The organism is Streptomyces sp. NPDC094448 (assembly GCF_044763775.1).
GTDB lineage: Bacteria > Actinomycetota > Actinomycetes > Streptomycetales > Streptomycetaceae > Streptomyces.
This window is the reverse complement of the sequence record NZ_JBIWGU010000004.1, coordinates 487,817-505,962: the sequence shown is the minus strand read 5'-3', so window position 1 is coordinate 505,962 and position 18,146 is coordinate 487,817. Positions and strand designations below refer to the sequence as shown.

Sequence of the window (18,146 nt, the reverse complement as noted above, 5' to 3'; positions counted from 1 at the left end):
ATCACGAGAGCGGAACAGCCGGAGGAATAATCCGACCGTTCACAGCGTCCTCGCTGTATGTGTTTCTTCAAAGGAACCTCATCCCCGAGCCACAAGGGCCAGGGAACGGGGTATCAACTAATCTGGCGTTGATTTTTGGCACGCTGTTGAGTTCTCAAGGAACGGACGCTTCCTTCAGGCCCTTTTCACGAGGCCCTCCGGGCTTTTCCCTTCGGTCTTGCGTTTCCAACCTTACCAGATCCTTTTCCCGTTCCGTTTCCGGTCCGGACTTTCGAATCCAGCGGCCTGTTGAAGCGGCCTTTTGTCTTTCGACTTTCTCGACTCTATCAGATCCTTTCGGGCCTGATTCCCGGTCGAAACTCGGGTTTGTCTTTCCGGCCCTTCGGCCGTTCCGACGTTTCAAACTCTAGCGGAATCTTTTCTCCGAAGCTAATCGGGTCTGCGTCCTGTCGAACGCGATTCCTCATTCCGTAAAAACACATCGAAAAGCGGGCGGCAGAGACTGCCGCTCGTTCGTCGTGTGGTGGTGCGGAATGACTGCCCGGGGACCAACCGGAGTCGGCGCTCTCGTCGGGCAACTCGGAGAACACTACGGAGTCGCCGTGCCCACTGTCAAACCCGGGGTCGTATGCCCTGCGCTCCGGGCCATGACGGCGCGTACATGCCTTCTTCACCGGTGGCCGTGGGGCTACACGGCCACCGGTGGGGGTGAGTGGTCAGCCGTTGCCGGAGGCGAGTTCGCGGCTGCGGTCGCGGGCGGCTTCGAGGGCGGCGATCAGGGCTGCGCGTACACCGTGGTTTTCGAGTTCGCGGATGGCGCTGATGGTGGTGCCCGCGGGGGAGGTGACCGCCTCACGGAGTTTGACGGGGTGCTCGCCGCTGTCGCGGAGCATGACCGCGGCGCCGATGGCGGCCTGGACGATGAGGTCGTGGGCCTGGGCGCGGGGCAGGCCGAGGAGGATGCCCGCGTCGGTCATGGCCTCGACGAGGAAGTAGAAGTACGCGGGGCCCGAGCCGGAGAGGGCGGTGGCCGCGTCCTGCTGGGACTCGGGGACGCGGAGGGTCTTGCCGACGCTGCCGAAGATCTCCTCGGTGTGGGCGAGGTGTCCGGGTGAGGCGTGGTGCCCGGCGGAGATGACGGACATGCCTTCGTCGACGAGTACGGGGGTGTTGGGCATGACACGGACCACGGGGGTGCCGGCGCCGAGGCGGTCCTCGATGAAGGAGGTGGGGATACCCGCGGCGGCACTGATGACCAGGCGGTCGGGGGTGAGATGGGGGCTCAGCTCGTCGAGGAGCCTGCCCATGTCCTGGGGCTTGACGGCCAGGATGAGTGTGTCGGCCCGCTTGGCGGCTTCGAGGTTGGTGACGGGCTCGACTCCGTAGCGGCTGCGGAGTTCTTCGGCACGGTCGGTGCGGCGGGTGGTGACCAGCAGATCGGCCGGGCGCCAGCCCCCGCGGATCATGCCGCTGAGAAGGGCCTCGCCGATCTTGCCCGTACCGAGGACTGCGACTGTCTGGGTCATGGCTCTGTTCACCTCGCCGCTGGGGGGTTCTGGCCCCATCCTCGCACCGGCGGGCCGGGCGGTGCGGCTGTGATCGGTTCAGGGGGTGCGGCGGCGCAGGGTGGCCGCGCCGAGGGCGAGGACCAGGAGGGCGCAGCCCGCGACGACCAGGGCATCGGCGACGAAGGCTCCGGTGGTTTCGGAGTGCCGCTGGACCTCGCGCATGGCGTCGACGGCGTACGACATGGGCAGGGCGGTGGAGGCCGCTTCGAGGACGGGCTGCATGGAGGCGCGGGGGGCGAGGAGTCCGCAGAGCAGCAGTTGGGGAAAGATCACGGCCGGCATGAACTGGACGGCCTGGAACTCGGAGGTGGCGAAGGCGGAGACGAAGAGTCCGAGTGCGGTGCCGAGGAGGGCGTCGAGAACGGCGACGACCAGGAGGAGCCACGGGGAGCCGGTGATGTCGAGGCCGAGGCCCCAGAGGGCGAGGCCGGTGGCGAGGAGCGACTGGGCGGCGGCGACCAGGCCGAAGGCGAGGGCGTAGCCGGCGATGAGGTCGGTTCTGGCCAGGGGCATGGCCAGGAGGCGTTCGAGGGTGCCGGAGGTGCGTTCCCGCAGGGTGGCGATGGAGGTCACCAGGAACATCGTGATCAGGGGGAAGACGCCCAGAAGGGAGGCGCCGATGGAGTCGAAGGTGTCGGGGCTGCCGTCGAAGACATAGCGGAGCAGCAGGAGCATCACACAGGGGACGAGCAGCATCAGGGCGATGGAGCGGCGGTCGTGGGCCAGTTGGCGCAGGACACGGGCGGCGGTGGCCAGGGTGCGGGCGGTGCTCATCGGGTGGCCTCCTGGTCGGTGCCGCCATCGGTGCCGTTGCTGCCGTGACGGCTGTGGTGCTGCTGCGGTGTTCGCGAGCGGTTCGGCTCGCCGGGGTGGGTGCGGGCGGTGGTCTCGTCGACGAGGTGGAGGAAGGCCGCTTCGACGGAGCGGGTGCGGGTGCGTTCGCGGAGGCCGTCGGGGGTGTCCTCGGCGAGGATCCGGCCTTCGCGCATCAGGAGGAGGCGGTGGCAGCGTTCGGCCTCGTCCATGACATGGGAGGAGACGAGGATCGTGGTGCCGCGTTCGGCGGCGAGGCGGTGGAAGAGGGTCCAGAGATCGCGGCGGAGCACGGGGTCGAGGCCGACGGTGGGTTCGTCGAGGACGAGCAGCTCGGGGGTGCCGAGGAGGGCGACCGCCAGGGAGACCCGGCTGCGCTGGCCGCCGGAGAGGCGTCCGGCGAGGGTGTCGGTGTGGGAGTTGAGGTCGACGTCGGCGATGGCGCGGGCGACATCGTCCCGGCGGATGGCGCGGTGGCGGCGGCCCGGCCGGAGGACGGCGGCGAAGTACTCCAGGTTCCGGCGGACGGTGAGGTCGTCGTAGACGGACGGAGCCTGGGTGACGTAGCCGATACGGGACCGGAGGGCGGCGCTTCCCGCAGGTCGGCCGAGGACGTCGAGGGTGCCGGTGGCTCGGGCCTGGGCGCCGACGAGCGTACGCATCAGGGTGGATTTTCCGCAGCCGGAGGGGCCCAGGAGGCCGGTGATACGGCCGGGCGGGACGGTGAAGTCGAGTGAGTGGAGGACGGTGCGGTTGCCGCGGGCGACGGTGAGGCCGCGCGCGAGAACGGCGATGCCCGGGGCACCCCCGGAGGCACCCCCCGGTTTATTCATCATTTGATGAATACTGCTCCCGGGGGTGCCGGCCGTCAAGCGTCCGGGGGTATCCGAGGAAAGGGGCGGACGGGGGCGGACGGGGTCAGCTCATACCGGGGATGGCGGGGATCAGGCCGGGGGTGCGGCGGGCCAGCTGGAAAGTGCGGATCGTCGAGAGCACGATCTGCTCCTTGAAGAGGGCCGCCGTGCGGCCGGTGAGGGAACGGGAGCGCGGGGAGTCGTCCCCTCTGACGAACTGGACCACCCCGTCCCGGCGCCCGAGGCTCACGCACTGGATGACATAGGCGAACTTCAGCGGTCCGGGCTGTTCGCCCCGGATCGCGGAGATGATCGAAGAGGCCGCGCGCGAGCCGGTGGGGAGGGCTGTGGCACAGCCCATGCGGAGGGCGCCCGCGGTCGCGTTGTGGGCGGCGGCGGCGTCCCCGGCGGCGTAGATCCCGGGATGGCTGACGGAGCGGAGGGTCTCGTCGACGGCGATCCGGCCGGTCGTGGGATCGAGCGTCAGTCCGGCGGCGGCCGCAAGGCCGGTGTTGGGGACCATCGACGCCGACCAGACGACGGTATCGGCGTCGACCGCCTCGGGGCCGGGGACGGTGGCGCCCTCTTCGATCCGGACGCCGAGACCCGAGAGGACCGTACGGATGTGGTCGCGGCTGCGGGCGGAGTGTCCGGCGGCGACGGGGCCCGAGGAGAGGAGGCGTACGGACCGGTCGGGGTAGGTCTCGGCCAGTTCGGCGGCCATCTCGATACCGGTCAGCCCGCCGCCGACGACGGCCACCGACCCCGGACCTCCGCGCAACCGGTCGCGCAGGGCCGCAGCCGACTCCGCGGTGTGGAGGCGGCCATGGGATTCGGCTGCGGCGTCGGCGGCTTGGGCGGCTTGGGCGGCAGCCGAAGGGGCGGATGCGGAGGTGGCGGGTGCCGGGGTGCCGGTACGGCTGCCGAGGGCGTAGACCAGGTAGTCGTACGGAAGCGGCTGCCCGTCTTCGGTGGTGACCGTCCGGGCCGCCGGGGCCAGGGCGGTGGCCCGGGCCGCCACGTGCCGGATCCCGGTACCGCGCAGCAGCCCGGCCAGGGGGTGGCTGATATCGGTACGGGCCGCGGCGCGTTCATGGAGGCGGACCCGCTCGGTGAAGCGGTCGGCGGGGTCGATCAGGGTGACCCGGGCGTGCGGGGCGAGCCGCAGTGCGGCGAGCAGCCCCCCGTACCCGGCTCCCAGCACCGTCACCTGCGGCTGGTCGAGAGAGCTGCGCTGCTGCTGTGTCGTCGTCATGCCCGGGTGACGACACGGCGGCGGCCGATGTGACAGATCGGCCACCTGTCTTTTTGCCGCCGGGTCACTCCTCGCCGGCCGTCGTATCGCCGATGGGCTCTCCGCGCAGGGCGGCCAGATCGAGGTGGGCGAGTTTATCGGGGTTGAGGATGGCGTCGACAGCGACGACGCGGCCTTCGAGGACCGTGAACGAGTACACGACGGCCCAGCCTTCGACCGGGTCGGCGGCGACCAGGCCCGGGGCGCCGTTGACTTCGCGGACCGCGATCCAGGAGCGGCCGGGGACGAACCTGCGCACCACCTTGCTGATGAAGAGGGCGACCTTCTCGCGGCCCACGACCGGGATCCTGGCCGCCATGACCTTGCCGCCGCCGTCGGAGCGCCAGACCACCTCGGGGTCGAGGATCTCCAGAAGCTCTTCCAGTTCGCCGCCGGTGACGGCGGCGAGGAAGGCTTCGACGGTACGGCGGTGCTCGGCGCGGTCGACCGAGCGGCGGGGCTCCTCGTCCCGGACCCGGCGGCGGGCCCGGGAGGCCAGTTGCCGTACGGAGTCGGGGCTGCGGCCCACCACGTCCGCGATCTCGGCGAACGGTACGGCGAAGACGTCGTGGAGGACGAGCGCGGTCCGTTCGGGCGGGCTGAGCCGTTCCATGACGGTGAGCAGGGCGGTGCCCACCGACTCGTCGAGCGTCGCCCGCTCCTCGGGCCCGCCCTCGGTGACGGTGACCAGCGGCTCGGGGAGCCACGTTCCGATGTACGTCTCGCGCCGGGCGCGGGCCGAGGTGAGCTGGTCGTAGCAGATCCGGCTGACCACGGTGGTCAGAAAGGCGCCCGGGGAGTCCGCCGTACCGTCCGGCAGTCTCTGCCAGCGCAGCCACGTCTCCTGTACGGCGTCGTCGGCGTCCGCGACGGAGCCGGTGATGCGGTAGGCGATGGCCCACAGTCGACGGCGGTGCTTCTCGAACTCGGACAGCTCGGCCATGTCCCCGGTCCTCAGGTTTCGTGGGTTTGCGGGCTACGGATTCCGGATGCGGTGCCGCTGGGCGGCTTCGGTGGTGGTGACCGTCAGTTCGACCGTGTACGCCTCCGGGACCGTTCCGCCGGGGAAGACCTTCAGCAGTTCCGCCCGCTCCCGGTCCAGCAGTTCGGCGGCCCGGTCCCGGCCGAGGGTCAGCAGCAGGGAGTGGCTGCCGATGTTGTCGAGATGGGTGGCGAGCGGTACGGAACGGGTCCAGCGGAGGGTGCGGTGCACCGCGCGGAAGGCCGCGGGCAGTTCGCGGGCCGTCCCCGGTGAACCGTTCGTCCACTCGGGGATCCACTGCCGGAAGCGGGCTCCCTGGGCGGCGAGCCAGGGCACACCGTAGTCGGCGGCGTTCCACCACAGCGCCAGGGAGCCGCCGGGCCGCAGGACCCGGACGGCCTCGGGGAGGGAGCGTGCGGGGTCCGTCCAGTGCCACGACTGTGCGTAGGTGACCAGGTCCGCACAGCCGCCGGCCAGCGGAAGGGCGTCGCCCACGCCCCGTACCAGCGGGATCTCCGGACGCGCCCGGTGGAACTCCCGCGCCATGCCCGCGCCCGGCTCCACGGCGGTGACCCGGGCCCCGCGCCCGGCCAGCAGCCCGCTGGAGATCCCGGTGCCCGCTCCGACGTCGACGACCCGCGCTCCGCGCAGCGGCCGGCCGGTGATCTCCTCGACCGCGTCGAAGAGCGCGGGCGGATAAGCCGGCCGGGCGGCCGCGTACTGGGCAGCCGCGGCGTCGAAGGAGCGGGCGCGCGGCGAACCGGCGAGCGGTCCGGCGGACGTGACCGGGACGGGACGGGCATCCGGCGCGGGAGCCGGGACCTGCGATGCCTGTCGGGGTGGACGGGGCTGCTGTGGCGGGGAGTTCGTCATGGTGAGGATCCTGGCCGGGAAGCGGAGGTTCTACGCCCCGCTCGTGCCGCGTCCGGGCCGTCCGCGCCGTCCGGGCCGGACGTTCAGCGCTTGCGCTTCGGACGGGCGGACCTGCCCGGGGACTCGGTGGAGCCGCGGGCGGCCGGGTTGCCCGTGCGGGTGCGGCGGCGCTTGTCGTACTGGGCGCGGGCCGTCTCGTACTCCCGGCGGTGCAGGCCCTCCCCCGGCGCCTCCTTCAGGGCCCGGAAGCACCAGGCGAGCAGCACGCCGACGAAGCCGACCGTCCGCACGCTGCGCAGCGCATCGGGGCCGACGGCGCCCGACGGACGGCGCGTGAAGCCCTCCCAGGTCTTACGGAACGCGATCGCGCTGCACACCGCGAACATCACGATCACGAGGGCGTTCAGAATGCCCCCGACATCGGCGATGGTCAGGCCCTGGTAGCCCAGGCGCAGGGCGAGGGCGCCGACGGCCGCCGCGACGGCCGCGCCCAGGGCCACGCCCGCACGGCGCAGCCCGTACCCGCCGTCGTGGTCGACCCACGTCGTACCGAAGAAACGGATGGGCTCGGGCTGCGGACCGCTCGGGGTCGCCCCGTCACCGGTGGTCTTCTGCTGCTCGCTCACAGGCCCGATTATCCCCCGCGGGCAGCCGTCCCCCTCGGGCCGGGGGTCCGGCGGCCGGACGGCGGCTGTCAGCAGCGGATGGCGACATAGCCGTCGCTGCCGGTCCGGACATAGGCGTCCGAGACGAACTCGCCGTTGCCGATGTTGTCCCAGATCCTCGACGTGCCGTACGGGCCCTTCACTGCCTGCCCCGGCTTCTGGCAGAAGATCGGCACCCGGGAGCCGACGGGCAGGGTGCGGATGAGGTCGTACTGGGTGCCGGGACCCGTCCGGACGTGGAGCGCGACGCCCGGGGCGACCGGGTAGTAGCGGACCGCCGCCGCGACGTCGGAGGCCACCGCACCCGCCTCGGCGAGGACGGCCGGTCCGGCGGGCGGAACGTCGGTTTCCGGACGTGCTTCGTCGATTGCCATGGAAATCTCCCCCGTTGGTGTATCTGCGTACGGGTACGGTACGCCCCGCCCCGGCGCCCAACCACTGCGGTGTCGTACTCACCATCGACTAGGCTCCGAACTTCGCGCGTGCGCACGATCGACCATCGGGGGTGGGGATGCCACCGCTGCGCAGCACCGGTCAGGCGTCGGAATCCGGACAACCGGAATACGCAGGCCAGTACCGGCTCGAAGCCTCTCTCGGGACCGGCGGCATGGGAGTGGTCCATCTGGCGACCTCCGCGTCGGGGCTGCGGCTCGCGGTCAAGGTCATTCATGCCGAGCATGCGACGGACCCCGAGTTCAGGGCGCGTTTCCGGCAAGAGGTCGCGGCGGCCAGACGGGTCAGCGGGGCCTTCACCGCCCCGGTCGTCGACGCCGACCCGGAGGCCGGGCGGCCTTGGATGGCGACCCTCTTCATCGACGGCCCCACCCTCTCCGAACGGGTCAAGCGGAACGGTCCGATGGACCCCGAGGAGGCCCGCAGGGCAGGGGCCGGGCTGGCCGAGGCGCTGCGCGACATCCACCGGGTGGGGGTGGTCCACCGCGATCTGAAGCCCAGCAATGTGCTGCTCGCGCCGGACGGGCCGAAGGTCATCGACTTCGGGATCTCCCGGCCCGTGGACAGCGACCTGCGGACCGAGACGGGGAAGCTGATCGGTACGCCGTCGTTCATGGCGCCCGAGCAGTTCCAGCGGCCGCGGGAGGTCGGGCCCGCCGCCGATGTGTTCGCGATGGGCGCGGTGCTGGTCCACGCGATGACCGGGCGGGGGCCCTTCGACTCCGACAGTCCGTACATCGTCGCCTACCAGGTCGTCCACGACGAGCCCGATCTGGCAGGGGTGCCGCCGGGTCTCGTACCGCTGATCCGGCGCTGTCTGGCGAAGGATCCGGCGGCGCGGCCGACACCGTACGAGCTGATGGTGGCGTTGCGGGAGGCGTCGCCTTCGGCGTCGTACGACACCCAGGCGTATGTGCCGGTGCCGAGGTCGCCGGATCCGTGCGAGAGCGTGCCGGGCGGGCCTCCGTCCGGGGGCGCGACCGGGGGTGCGACCGGGGGTGCGACCACCCGGCCGCGGGGCAAGCGGCGGCGGTGGGCCGTCGGGGCTGCCGCGCTCGTCGTGCTCATGGCGGCCGGTGCCGTGGTGGCCCGGACCGCCGGGGACGGCTCCGGGCCGGGTCCGGAGTCCGGTTCCGGGTCCGCCGCCCGGTCCGGTACGGCCGCGGCGCGGTCGGAGGCGGCGGCCGGTGCCCCGGAGAAGTGGAGCGTCCGGCTCGGGCAGGCGCGCGGTGAGGAACGTACTCCGGCGTGCACGCTCGCGCCCGACACCGGGGCGCTCTTCTGTGCCGCACCCGGAGTACGGGCCGCCCGGCTCGACCCGGCGACCGGCCGGACGGTGTGGTCCCGGCCCGCGGGCAAGGGCGCGACGGCGGACATCGGACCGCGCGCCCCGGTCTTCGCGGGCGGCCTGCTCCACATCCGGTCTCCCGGCGGCGGGCCCGCCGAAGCCCTCGACCCGGCGACGGGTACGCCGCGCTGGTCGACACCGGTCCGGCCGTACGAAGCCGTGCGCCACGTCGGTGATCTGGTGCTGCTGGTCCGGAACGACGGGCGGGTACGGGCCCTGGACGCCCGGACCGGCCGCGAGCGGTGGCAGGCCCGGTACGGCTCGGGCGGTGTCGCCGAGTGGGTCGACGGCGGCCGTACCGTCTACGCCGTGGAACCGGAGACCACCGGGGCGGGCACCACCGTCCGCGCGGTCGACCCGGACACCGGGCGCCTGCTGCGGCAGCACCGGCTGGAGGGCACCCTGCGACCGGCGGGGTACGCGTCCGGCGCACTCCTCCTGATCACCGTCGACGCGAGCGGAAGCACGGACACGGTCGTCCGGCTCACTCCCGGGGACGGTGCGCGCGGGCGCACCGTGGAGCGCATTGCACTGGACGCGCCGGTCCCGCAGGCGCAGGCCGTGGTCTCCGGCACAGCCGTGTACCTCAGCGGGGCGGGCGGGTCCCTGGTGGCCGTACGGCTCGGGCGGACCGGCGGACCGGCGGCAGGCCAGTCGTGGCGGCTGGAGACCGGGGCGACGCATCTGTCGCGGCCGGTCACCGGCGGGCCCGCGGTCTTCGTCAGCGCCGGGGACGGCCGGCTGCTCGCGGTGCACGCGGACCGCGGCCGGCTGATCGGCCAGACCGACCCCCGGATGGACGGCGGAGCCCGTACCTACACGTCCTATCTGCCCGCCCCGGCCGCCACGGGGAACCGCGTGTTCGGTACGGCCCCGGACGGCTCGGTCTACGCAATGGAGTCGTCGGACCCGGCACGGTTCTGAACGGCGGACCCGGCACGGTTCTGGTCGGCGGACCCGGTCCCGCCGGGGCGCCGGATACGGCGGTGGCCGGGACCCCCGGTCAGGGGTCCCGGCCACCGGCCGGACAGCGACGGACCCGCGCGGGGGCGCCCCCGCGGTCAGCCCAGGCGGGAGACGTCCCGCACCGCGCCCTTGTCCGCGCTCGTCGCCATCGCCGCGTACGCCCGCAGCGCCGCCGACACCTTCCGCTCCCGGGACTTGGGCGCGTACACCCCGCCCAGTGCCTCCCGGCGGGCGGTCAGCTCCTCTTCCGGCACCAGCAGTTCGATCGAACGGCCCGGGATATCGATACGGATCCGGTCGCCGTCCTCGACCAGGGCGATCGTGCCGCCCGAAGCCGCCTCGGGCGAGGCATGGCCGATGGACAGGCCCGACGTACCTCCGGAGAACCGGCCGTCGGTGACCAGCGCGCAGACCTTGCCCAGACCCCGGCCCTTGAGGAAGGACGTCGGGTAGAGCATCTCCTGCATCCCGGGACCGCCCCGGGGGCCCTCGTAGCGGATCACGACGACATCGCCCGCGGTGATCTCCTTGCGGAGGATCTTGTCGACGGCCTCGTCCTGCGATTCGCAGACCACGGCCGGACCCTCGAAGGTCCAGATCGACTCGTCGACGCCCGCGGTCTTCACCACACAGCCGTCGACCGCCAGATTGCCCTTCAGTACGGCGAGACCGCCGTCCTTGCTGTACGCATGGGCGGCATCGCGGATGCAGCCGTTCGCCGCGTCGGTGTCGAGGGAATCCCACCGCTCGGACTGGGAGAACGCCTCGGCGGAGCGGACGCAGCCGGGGGCCGCGTGCCACAGCTCGACGGCCTCGGCGGACGGGGAGCCGCCGCGGACGTCCCAGGTGTCGAGCCACTGCTTGATGGAGGGCGAGTGGACGGTGTGGACGTCCTGGTTCAGCAGTCCGGCGCGGTACAGCTCGCCGAGGATGGCGGGGATGCCACCGGCCCGGTGGACGTCCTCCATGTAGTACGTGCCCTGGGGCGCGACGTTCGGCGCGACCTTCGCCAGGCACGGCACCCGGCGCGAAACGGCGTCGATATCGTCGAGACCGTAGTCCAGCTCGGCCTCCTGCGCGGCGGCCAGCAGATGGAGGATCGTGTTCGTCGAACCGCCCATGGCGATGTCGAGGGCCATGGCGTTGTCGAAGGCGGCGCGGGTGGCGATGTTCCGGGGCAGAACGCTCGCGTCGTCCTGCTCGTAGTACCGCTTGGTGATCTCGACGACCGTACGGCCCGCGTTCTCGTACAGCGCGCGGCGGGCGGTGTGGGTGGCGAGGACCGAGCCGTTGCCCGGCAGGGAGAGCCCCATGGCCTCGGTGAGGCAGTTCATCGAGTTGGCGGTGAACATGCCGGAACAGGAGCCGCAGGTCGGACAGGCGTTCTCCTCGACGCGGAGCAGGTCCTCGTCGGAAACGCTCTCGTCGACCGCGTCGACCATGGCGTTGATCAGGTCGAGCTTGCGGACCGTGCCGTTGACCAGGGTCGCCCGGCCGGCCTCCATCGGGCCGCCGGAGACGAAGACCGTCGGGATGTTCAGGCGCAGGGCGGCGTTGAGCATGCCCGGGGTGATCTTGTCGCAGTTGGAGATGCAGATCAGGGCGTCGGCGCAGTGCGCCTCGACCATGTACTCCACACTGTCCGCGATCAGATCGCGGGAGGGGAGGGAGTACAGCATTCCGCCGTGGCCCATGGCGATGCCGTCGTCGACCGCGATGGTGTTGAACTCGCGCGGGACCGCGCCCGCGGCCTTGATCGCCTCGCTGACGATCCGGCCGACCGGCTGGAGGTGGGTATGCCCGGGAACGAACTCGGTGAAGGAGTTCGCCACGGCGATGATCGGCTTGCCGATGTCCGCGCTCGCTACGCCCGAGGCGCGCATCAGGGCGCGGGCCCCTGCCATATTGCGGCCGTGGGTGACTGTGCGGGACCTCAGCTCGGGCATCGTCGCTCGCTCCTCGGTAGGTCGGTCAATGGAGAAATCCTACGCCCGGACTCCAAGATCTGGACATTCTGTCCGGAATACGGGATCCCATCTCGCCTACGGATCGGCCACGGAAGGGATACGGGACGGGGTACGGGTACGGGTTCACGGCATCGCACCGGGCGGCGGCTCGTGCGCTCAGGGCCCGGCCGGGCGCTCCCCGGTCAGATGGCGCTGAAGGGCCGGGGCCACCAGCCGGACGACCTCCTCCGGGTCGGCCGACGCGAGCGGCTCGGTGCGGAGCACGTACCGCAGGATCGTGACCCCGATCATCTGTGCCGCCGCCAGCTCGGCCCGCAGCCGCGGGTCCGGGACCGGCAGCCGGTCCGCGACTCGCGCCAGCAGCCTGTTCAGTACGAAATCCCGGAAGACGGCCGCGGCGGCCTCGTTGGTGAGGGCCGACCGGACGATCGCGAGGAGCGGGGCGCGGGAGTCGGGGTTCTCCCATACCCCCAGGTAGAAGCGGGCGAGCCGCTCCCCGACACCGTCCAGGTCCGGGACCGCTCCCGCCGCGGGGCCCCCGGGCAGTGCGTCACCGAAGACCGCCGCCAGCGCCACCGCGGGTTCGAAGGAGACCTCGACGGCCGCGGCGAAGACGTCGTCCTTCGTACCGAAGTAGTGGTGGACCAGGGCCGCGTCCACGCCCGCCGCACGGGCGATCCCGCGCATGGTGGCCTTGTCGTAGCCGCGCTCGGCGAACTGCTCCCGGGCCGCGAACAGGATCCGCTCCCGGGCGCCGGGGCCCTCCGGGGCCTTGGTACGGGCCGGGCGGCCGCGGCCGCGGCGGGGCGGCGCTCCCGCGGAAGCGGCCGTACCCCCGGATCCGGATGATCCGGACCGGTCGGACGGGCCGGACGGGTGGGAAGGATCGGACAGGCCGGACGGGTGGGAAGGATCGGACGGGCCGGGCTCGGAGGAACCGGCCGGGAAGGAACCGGGAGGGGAGGAACCGGGAGGGGTGTCCGGGGAGTCGGTCATGCGCGGTGCGCTTCCCGGCCCGGTGCGCCGCCGTCCGGGAGGCCCGCGCCCGGGTCCGGGTGCTCCGCCGCCGCGGCGGACAGATGGAGCCGGGTGAAGGCCAGCGCCTCCGCGAGATCGGCCTCGCGTTCGGCCGACGACATCGCCCGGCGGGTGTTGACCTCGATGACCACATGACCCGCGTAGCCGCTGCCGGAGAGCCGCCGGAGCAGCTCCGCGCAGGGCTGGTCGCCGCGGCCCGGAACCAGGTGCTCGTCCTTCGCGGACCCCTTGCCGTCGGCCATGTGCACATGGCCGAGCCGGTCGCCCATGCGGTCGACCATGGCCAGGGTGTCGGTCCGGGCGGTCGCCGTATGGGAGAGGTCGATCGTGAAGTGGCGGTAGTCGTCCTTGGTGACGTCCCATTCCGGGGCGTACGCGAGCATCTCGCGGTCCCGGTAGCGCCACGGGTACATGTTCTCCACCGCGAACCGGACGTCCGTCTCGTCCGCCATCCGCCAGATGCCCTCGACGAAGTCGCGGGCGTACTGCCGCTGCCAGCGGAACGGCGGGTGGACGACGACGGTCGACGCGCCCAGGGTCTCGGCGGCGGCCCGGGCCCGCTGGAGCTTGACCCATGGATCGGTGGACCAGACCCGCTGGGTGATCAGCAGACAGGGCGCGTGGACCGCCCGGATCGGCATCGCGTGGTAGTCGGCGAGGCGGCGCAGCGCCTCCACGTCCTGGCTGACCGGGTCCGTCCAGACCATCACCTCGACACCGTCGTAGCCGAGGCGGGCAGCGATCTCGAAGGCGGTGGCGGTGGACTCCGGATAGACGGAGGCGGTGGAGAGCAGCACCTGGGGGCCGGGCGCCCGGAGGAGGTCCCGGCGCCCGGCGCCGTCCGCCCGCGGGGCGCGGTCCGTCCACGGGGCGCCGTCCGCCCGCGGGGCGCGGTCCGACCGTGCGGCGCGGTCCGCCGTCCCGTCCGCGCCCGTCCCTGTCGCCACTTCTGCCACGGAGACAGGGTACGGGCCCGGGCCCCGGCCCCGGACGGCGCGAGCTGCGGCCCGGCGAGGCGGGTCGGGATGCGGGCCGGGTGCCGAAGGGGCATCGGCGGGGTATCGGCGGGTATCGGCCGGGTGCTTACGAGCGGACCGCCGGGCCCACCGCGGGGGCCGCCGGGAGATGGTCCAGACGGCGCAGGATGACGCCCTCGCGCAGCGCCCACGGGCAGATCTCGACCTCCTGTGCGCCGAAGAGGTCCATGGCGCCTTCCGCGACCAGTGCCCCGGCCAGCAGCTGGCGGGCGCGGCCCACGGAGACCCCGGGCAGTCCGGCGCGCTGGTCGGCGGTCATCGCGGCCAGCTTGGGGACCCAGTCCGTGAGGTCCTTGTGGCTCAGCTCACGGTGGACGTAGAGCCCGTCGGCGTCCCGGGCGGCGCCCGCGATCCGGGCCAGCTGCTTGAAGGTCTTGGATGTCGCCACGATGTGGTCGGGGCGCCCGAAACGGCTGAATTCGCCCACCGTGCTGGCGATCTCGGCGCGGACATGGCGGCGCAGCGCCCGTACCGCCTCGGCGTCCGGCGGGTCGCCGGGCAGCATTCCGGCGGTCAGCCGTCCGGCGCCCAGGGGCAGCGAGACGGCCGCGTCGGGCTCCTCGTCGATGCCGTAGGCGATCTCCAGCGACCCGCCGCCGATGTCGAGGACCAGCAGCTTCCCCGCGGACCAGCCGAACCAGCGGCGGACGGCGAGGAAGGTGAGGCGGGCCTCGTCGGCGCCGGTGAGGACCTCCAGCTCGACCCCGGTCTCCGCCTTGACCCGGCCGAGGACGAGATCGGCGTTGCTGGCCTCGCGCACCGCGGAGGTGGCGAAGGAGAGCACCTGCTGGCAGCCCTGGTCCTCGGCGGTCTGCATCGCCCGGCCGATGGTGCCGATCAGCCGCTCTATCCCGGCGGCGCTGATCGCGCCGTGCTCGTCGAGCAGTTCGGCGAGGCGCAGTTCCGCCTTGTAGGAATGGGCGGGCAGGGGGCGGGCGCCGGGGTGGGCGTCCACCACCAGCAGGTGCACTGTGTTCGAACCGACGTCGAGGACTCCGAGTCTCATGAGTACGAACGCTACTGCGGTCGCGGACATACCCTTGACCTGTGCCAAAGACGAAAAAGGCGAAGCCGGGCAAAGCAGAGCGCTCCGGCGCCCCGGCCACGGCCCCCGGTGACGAGGTCGGACTGGACTTTCCGCGGGCCTGGGTGGAGTTCCCCGATCCCGCCGACGACGAACAGGTCTTCCGCTGCGATCTGACCTGGCTGACCTCGCGCTGGAGCTGCATCTTCGGCAGCGGCTGCCAGGGCATCCAGGCGGGTCGCGCGGCCGACGGCTGCTGCACGCTCGGGGCGCACTTCTCGGACGAGGAGGACGAGGAGCGGGTCGCGGGCCATGTGGCCAGGCTCACGCCGGAGCTGTGGCAGTTCCACGGTGAGGGCACGGCCACGGGCTGGGTGGAGGAAGCCCCCGATGACGACGGGGAGGACGGGGAGGACGGGGAGGACGGGGCGCGGCAGACCCGCCGCTGGAAGGGGTCGTGCATCTTCCAGAACCGTCCCGGTTTCGCCGGGGGCGCGGGCTGTGCGCTGCACATCCTGGCGCTGAAGGAGGGGCGGGAGCCGCTGGAGACCAAGCCGGACGTGTGCTGGCAGCTCCCGGTCCGGCGGTCGTACGACTGGATCGAGCGGCCCGACGACACCAAGGTGCTCCAGATCTCCATCGGTGAGTACGACCGCCGGGGCTGGGGCCCCGGCGGCCACGATCTGCACTGGTGGTGCACGTCGGCGACCTCTGCGCACGGTGCGGGCGATCCGGTCTACGTGTCGTACCGGCCCGAGCTGACGGAGCTGATGGGCAAGGAGGCGTACGGGGTGCTGGTGGAGCTGTGCGAGGCGCGGCTGGCGTCGCAGCTGCCGCTGCTGGCACCGCATCCGGCCGATCCCGCGGGCGCCGGGGGCTGCTCCGGGGGCTGACCGTCCCGGTTCCCCGGCTCCGGGCCTGCTGGTCTACGGGGCCGGGGTGCCGTCGGACGGCGTGGCACCCGGCTCCGGGTCGGTGGGGCTGGGGGTGGACGACGGGGATGCCTGCGGTTCGCTCGGCGACGGGGTCGGGGTGGGCGTCGGGCTCGGGGGCGCCGTGGGGCTCGGGTCCGGGCCGGGTGACGAGGGCCGTCCGGTCGGCGGTGTCGGCCGTGTCGGCTGGGGGTGGGGGTCCGGTGAGTGTTCCGGGGCGCCCCGGCCGTCGATGCGGAGCACGGCGCCCGTCGGCTCGACCCGGAGGTACGCGCGCCACGGGCCGGCCGGTTCGCGGTCCGGTACGACGGTCACCAGCACGGTCACGGACTCCCCCGGGTGCAGTACCCCCGAGGAGCGGCTGAGTTGCAGCCAGGAGACGCCCGTCCGGGCCGACCAGACGACGGGGGCGGCGCCGGAGGCGGTGAGGGTGAGCCGGGTGGTGTCGCCGTACGCCCTGGCGGTCAGTCCGAGACGGGCGGGGGCGCCGGGGCGCGCCGGGGGTACGGGCGTGCCGCTGCTGACGACCTCCACCGAGACCCCGCGGTGGCTGCCGGGCACGGCACTGCCGGTGTTCTCGTGGCGGCGGTACGGATCGCCGGGGGCGTACGGGTGGCCGGAGCCGCCCCGGTGCGCGTCGTCGGCCTCTTCGGACGCGGTGACGGCGGGCGCGGCGTGGGGCTCGCCCGTGAGCGGTGCGCCGCGGTAGGCGGCCCACAGGGCGAGGACGGGCGCCGCGACGACGGTGGCGACGACCGTGGTGGTCAGGGCGCGGGCACGGAATTTCTCGCGCCGGGCCGCGTGGTCCTTGGGGTCGCGGGGGAAGCCGCCGGGCCCGAAGCGGGGCGTCGCGGCGCGGGTGCGGCCCGCGCGGGCGGTGCGCATCGCCGCGTACGCCGCCGGGCGATCGGCCGCCGGCATCGGCAGCGCCCCGGGGCGGGGCGCGGCACCGGGCCAGGGGCCGTGGGCCTCGGCGCGTTCGGCCGCGCGGCGGCAGCGGGGGCAGTCGTCGACGTGGCGGACGAGTTCGGTGCGGAGCGCGGCGGAGAGCAGGACGTGTTCGTCCGCGACGAGTCCGGCGACGGCGGGACAGTCGCCGGAGCCGACGACGGCGAGGGCGGCGCGGGTGCGTTCCAGCTCGCAGACGGCGGTGGCGAGCAGTTCGCGGGCTCGGGCCGGGTCGAGGGAGAGGACGGCGGCGATCTCGCGGGGGCCCAGACCGTGGCGGACGGAGAGTTCGAGTGCTTCGCGCTGTTCGGGGGTGGTGCCGGCGGCCTCGGGCCAGGCGAGGAGGGCCAGCCGGGCGCGGTGGCGGGCGGCGGTGCCGGTCTCCGCGGCCGGGCCGGTGCCCTGATCGGCTCCGGAGGCCGGGGCGGGGGCGGGCGGGGGTGCGGTGGAGGTCCGGAACACCCGGGCGCGCCTGCCGGTGTGCGCTCCGTGGCGGGCCCGCCGCTGTTCGGCGAGGCGCCGCCGGCAGGTCCAGCGGGCCAGGGCGTACAGCCAGGCCTTCCGGGCGGGCGCGGGATCGTGGTCCGCGGCGCGGCCGTCGCCCGGCGGGGCGCCGGACCGGTCCTCGGGGCTTTCGCCGGGAGCACGTCCGTGGTGGCGTTCGGCGGCGGCGAGCACCTCGCCGAGGGCGGCGGTGGCGGCGTCGTGGTCGCAGAGCACCGAGAGGCAGTACGTGAACAGGCCGTCGAGATACGGCTCGTACCGCTGCCCGTAACGCGCCCGGCCCGGGGGACGGATCCGGTCGGAGCCCTGGCCCCGGTCGGAGTCCCGGATCGGGCCGGAGTCCCGGATCGGGCCGGAGTCCCGGATGGGGTCGGAGTCCCGGATCGGGTCGAGGCCCTGGCCGCGGGCCGTGTCCCGGCCGGGATCCGGACCGCGGCCCGCACCCCCGTCGTGTCCGCCGGGCGGGACGCCGTCGGTGCCGCGGCCCGGAGCAGCGTGCGCACCGTGCGGACCGCTGCCCGGCCCACGGTGCCGGCCACCGTTCGAGCCCCCACTCGGGCCGCTGTTCGCGTCCCTGCTCAGGAGACCGTCCGGAACACCCTTCGGATCGGCCTTCGGATCACCGTGCAGATCACGCTCCGGATCACCGTGCAGGTCGCTGCCCGGGGCACCGGCCCACCCCGCGGGCCGTCCCGGGTCACGGGACTCCACCGGGGACGCGGGCAGCTGCGGCCCGGCGCGGCCGGGGCCCGCGGGCGGCATCGGCTGCTGCGCCGCGCCGGGAGTGCGGCGGCGCGACCGGTGGGCACCGGTGCCGCGCGGGGCGCGGGAGGCCTGATTCGGCCAACTGCTCTGGTTCGGCCAGCTGCTCGTCATCAGG

At 73.3% G+C, this 18,146-nt stretch carries 15 protein-coding genes; 2 read left to right on the top strand and 13 right to left on the bottom strand.

Annotation, left to right across the window (positions count from 1 at the left end; genetic code table 11):
• Positions 1-716 precede the first annotated feature (716 nt).
• The 8 genes from proC to ACIQ9E_RS10840 form a co-directional block, all read right to left on the bottom strand.
• On the bottom strand, positions 717-1,526 hold the full coding sequence (proC, locus tag ACIQ9E_RS10875; RefSeq protein ID WP_403705186.1) for a pyrroline-5-carboxylate reductase: 810 nt from the start codon (positions 1,524-1,526) through the stop codon (positions 717-719).
• Positions 1,527-1,604: 78 nt separating this feature from the next.
• Complete coding sequence (locus ACIQ9E_RS10870; protein WP_403705183.1) at positions 1,605-2,342, bottom strand: ABC transporter permease; 738 nt, start codon at positions 2,340-2,342, stop codon at positions 1,605-1,607.
• A complete protein-coding gene (locus ACIQ9E_RS10865) occupies positions 2,339-3,217 on the bottom strand; it encodes an ABC transporter ATP-binding protein (RefSeq protein ID WP_403705180.1) in 879 nt (292 codons plus the stop codon). The genes ACIQ9E_RS10870 and ACIQ9E_RS10865 overlap by 4 nt, the downstream gene beginning before the upstream one ends.
• 82 nt (positions 3,218-3,299) lie before the next feature.
• Entirely contained in the window at positions 3,300-4,490 is a 1,191-nt protein-coding gene (locus tag ACIQ9E_RS10860; protein WP_403705178.1) for an NAD(P)/FAD-dependent oxidoreductase, read from the bottom strand.
• A 64-nt stretch (positions 4,491-4,554) separates the two neighbouring features.
• A complete protein-coding gene (gene sigJ / locus ACIQ9E_RS10855; protein WP_403705175.1) occupies positions 4,555-5,472 on the bottom strand; it encodes an RNA polymerase sigma factor SigJ in 918 nt (305 codons plus the stop codon).
• A 33-nt stretch (positions 5,473-5,505) separates the two neighbouring features.
• Complete coding sequence (locus tag ACIQ9E_RS10850) at positions 5,506-6,384, bottom strand: class I SAM-dependent methyltransferase (protein ID WP_403705172.1); 879 nt, start codon at positions 6,382-6,384, stop codon at positions 5,506-5,508.
• 83 nt (positions 6,385-6,467) lie between these two features.
• Positions 6,468-7,010 (bottom strand): hypothetical protein, encoded by a 543-nt coding sequence (locus ACIQ9E_RS10845; protein ID WP_403705169.1) that lies wholly within the window; start codon positions 7,008-7,010, stop codon positions 6,468-6,470.
• A 68-nt stretch (positions 7,011-7,078) separates the two neighbouring features.
• Positions 7,079-7,423 (bottom strand): peptidase, encoded by a 345-nt coding sequence (locus tag ACIQ9E_RS10840; protein WP_403705166.1) that lies wholly within the window; start codon positions 7,421-7,423, stop codon positions 7,079-7,081.
• Between the two features lie 137 nt (positions 7,424-7,560).
• Between ACIQ9E_RS10840 and ACIQ9E_RS10835 the strand changes: the two genes are divergently transcribed.
• Positions 7,561-9,774, top strand: coding sequence for a PQQ-binding-like beta-propeller repeat protein (locus tag ACIQ9E_RS10835; protein WP_403705163.1), 2,214 nt, complete (start codon positions 7,561-7,563; stop codon positions 9,772-9,774).
• Positions 9,775-9,911: 137 nt separating this feature from the next.
• Here ACIQ9E_RS10835 and ilvD read toward each other — a convergent pair whose 3' ends face one another.
• The 4 genes from ilvD to ACIQ9E_RS10815 all read right to left on the bottom strand — a co-directional run bounded on the left by ilvD (position 9,912) and on the right by ACIQ9E_RS10815 (position 14,864).
• Positions 9,912-11,762 carry a dihydroxy-acid dehydratase gene (gene ilvD, locus ACIQ9E_RS10830; protein ID WP_403705160.1) on the bottom strand — a complete coding sequence of 617 codons (1,851 nt, stop codon included), beginning with the start codon at positions 11,760-11,762 and terminating at the stop codon, positions 9,912-9,914.
• A gap of 177 nt (positions 11,763-11,939) precedes the next feature.
• Positions 11,940-12,677: a TetR family transcriptional regulator gene (locus ACIQ9E_RS10825; RefSeq protein ID WP_403705248.1), complete on the bottom strand. Its 738-nt coding sequence runs from the start codon at positions 12,675-12,677 to the stop codon at positions 11,940-11,942.
• A gap of 98 nt (positions 12,678-12,775) precedes the next feature.
• Positions 12,776-13,618, bottom strand: coding sequence for a sugar phosphate isomerase/epimerase family protein (locus ACIQ9E_RS10820; RefSeq protein ID WP_403705245.1), 843 nt, complete (start codon positions 13,616-13,618; stop codon positions 12,776-12,778).
• A 286-nt stretch (positions 13,619-13,904) separates the two neighbouring features.
• Positions 13,905-14,864, bottom strand: coding sequence for a Ppx/GppA family phosphatase (locus ACIQ9E_RS10815; protein WP_403705156.1), 960 nt, complete (start codon positions 14,862-14,864; stop codon positions 13,905-13,907).
• A 41-nt stretch (positions 14,865-14,905) separates the two neighbouring features.
• On the opposite strand from ACIQ9E_RS10815, the gene ACIQ9E_RS10810 reads away from it, so the two are divergent.
• Complete coding sequence (locus ACIQ9E_RS10810) at positions 14,906-15,775, top strand: hypothetical protein (RefSeq protein ID WP_403705154.1); 870 nt, start codon at positions 14,906-14,908, stop codon at positions 15,773-15,775.
• A 33-nt stretch (positions 15,776-15,808) separates the two neighbouring features.
• Here the strand turns inward: ACIQ9E_RS10810 and ACIQ9E_RS10805 are convergent, their stop codons facing one another.
• Complete coding sequence (locus ACIQ9E_RS10805; RefSeq protein WP_403705152.1) at positions 15,809-18,142, bottom strand: hypothetical protein; 2,334 nt, start codon at positions 18,140-18,142, stop codon at positions 15,809-15,811.
• Positions 18,143-18,146: the final 4 nt, after the last annotated feature.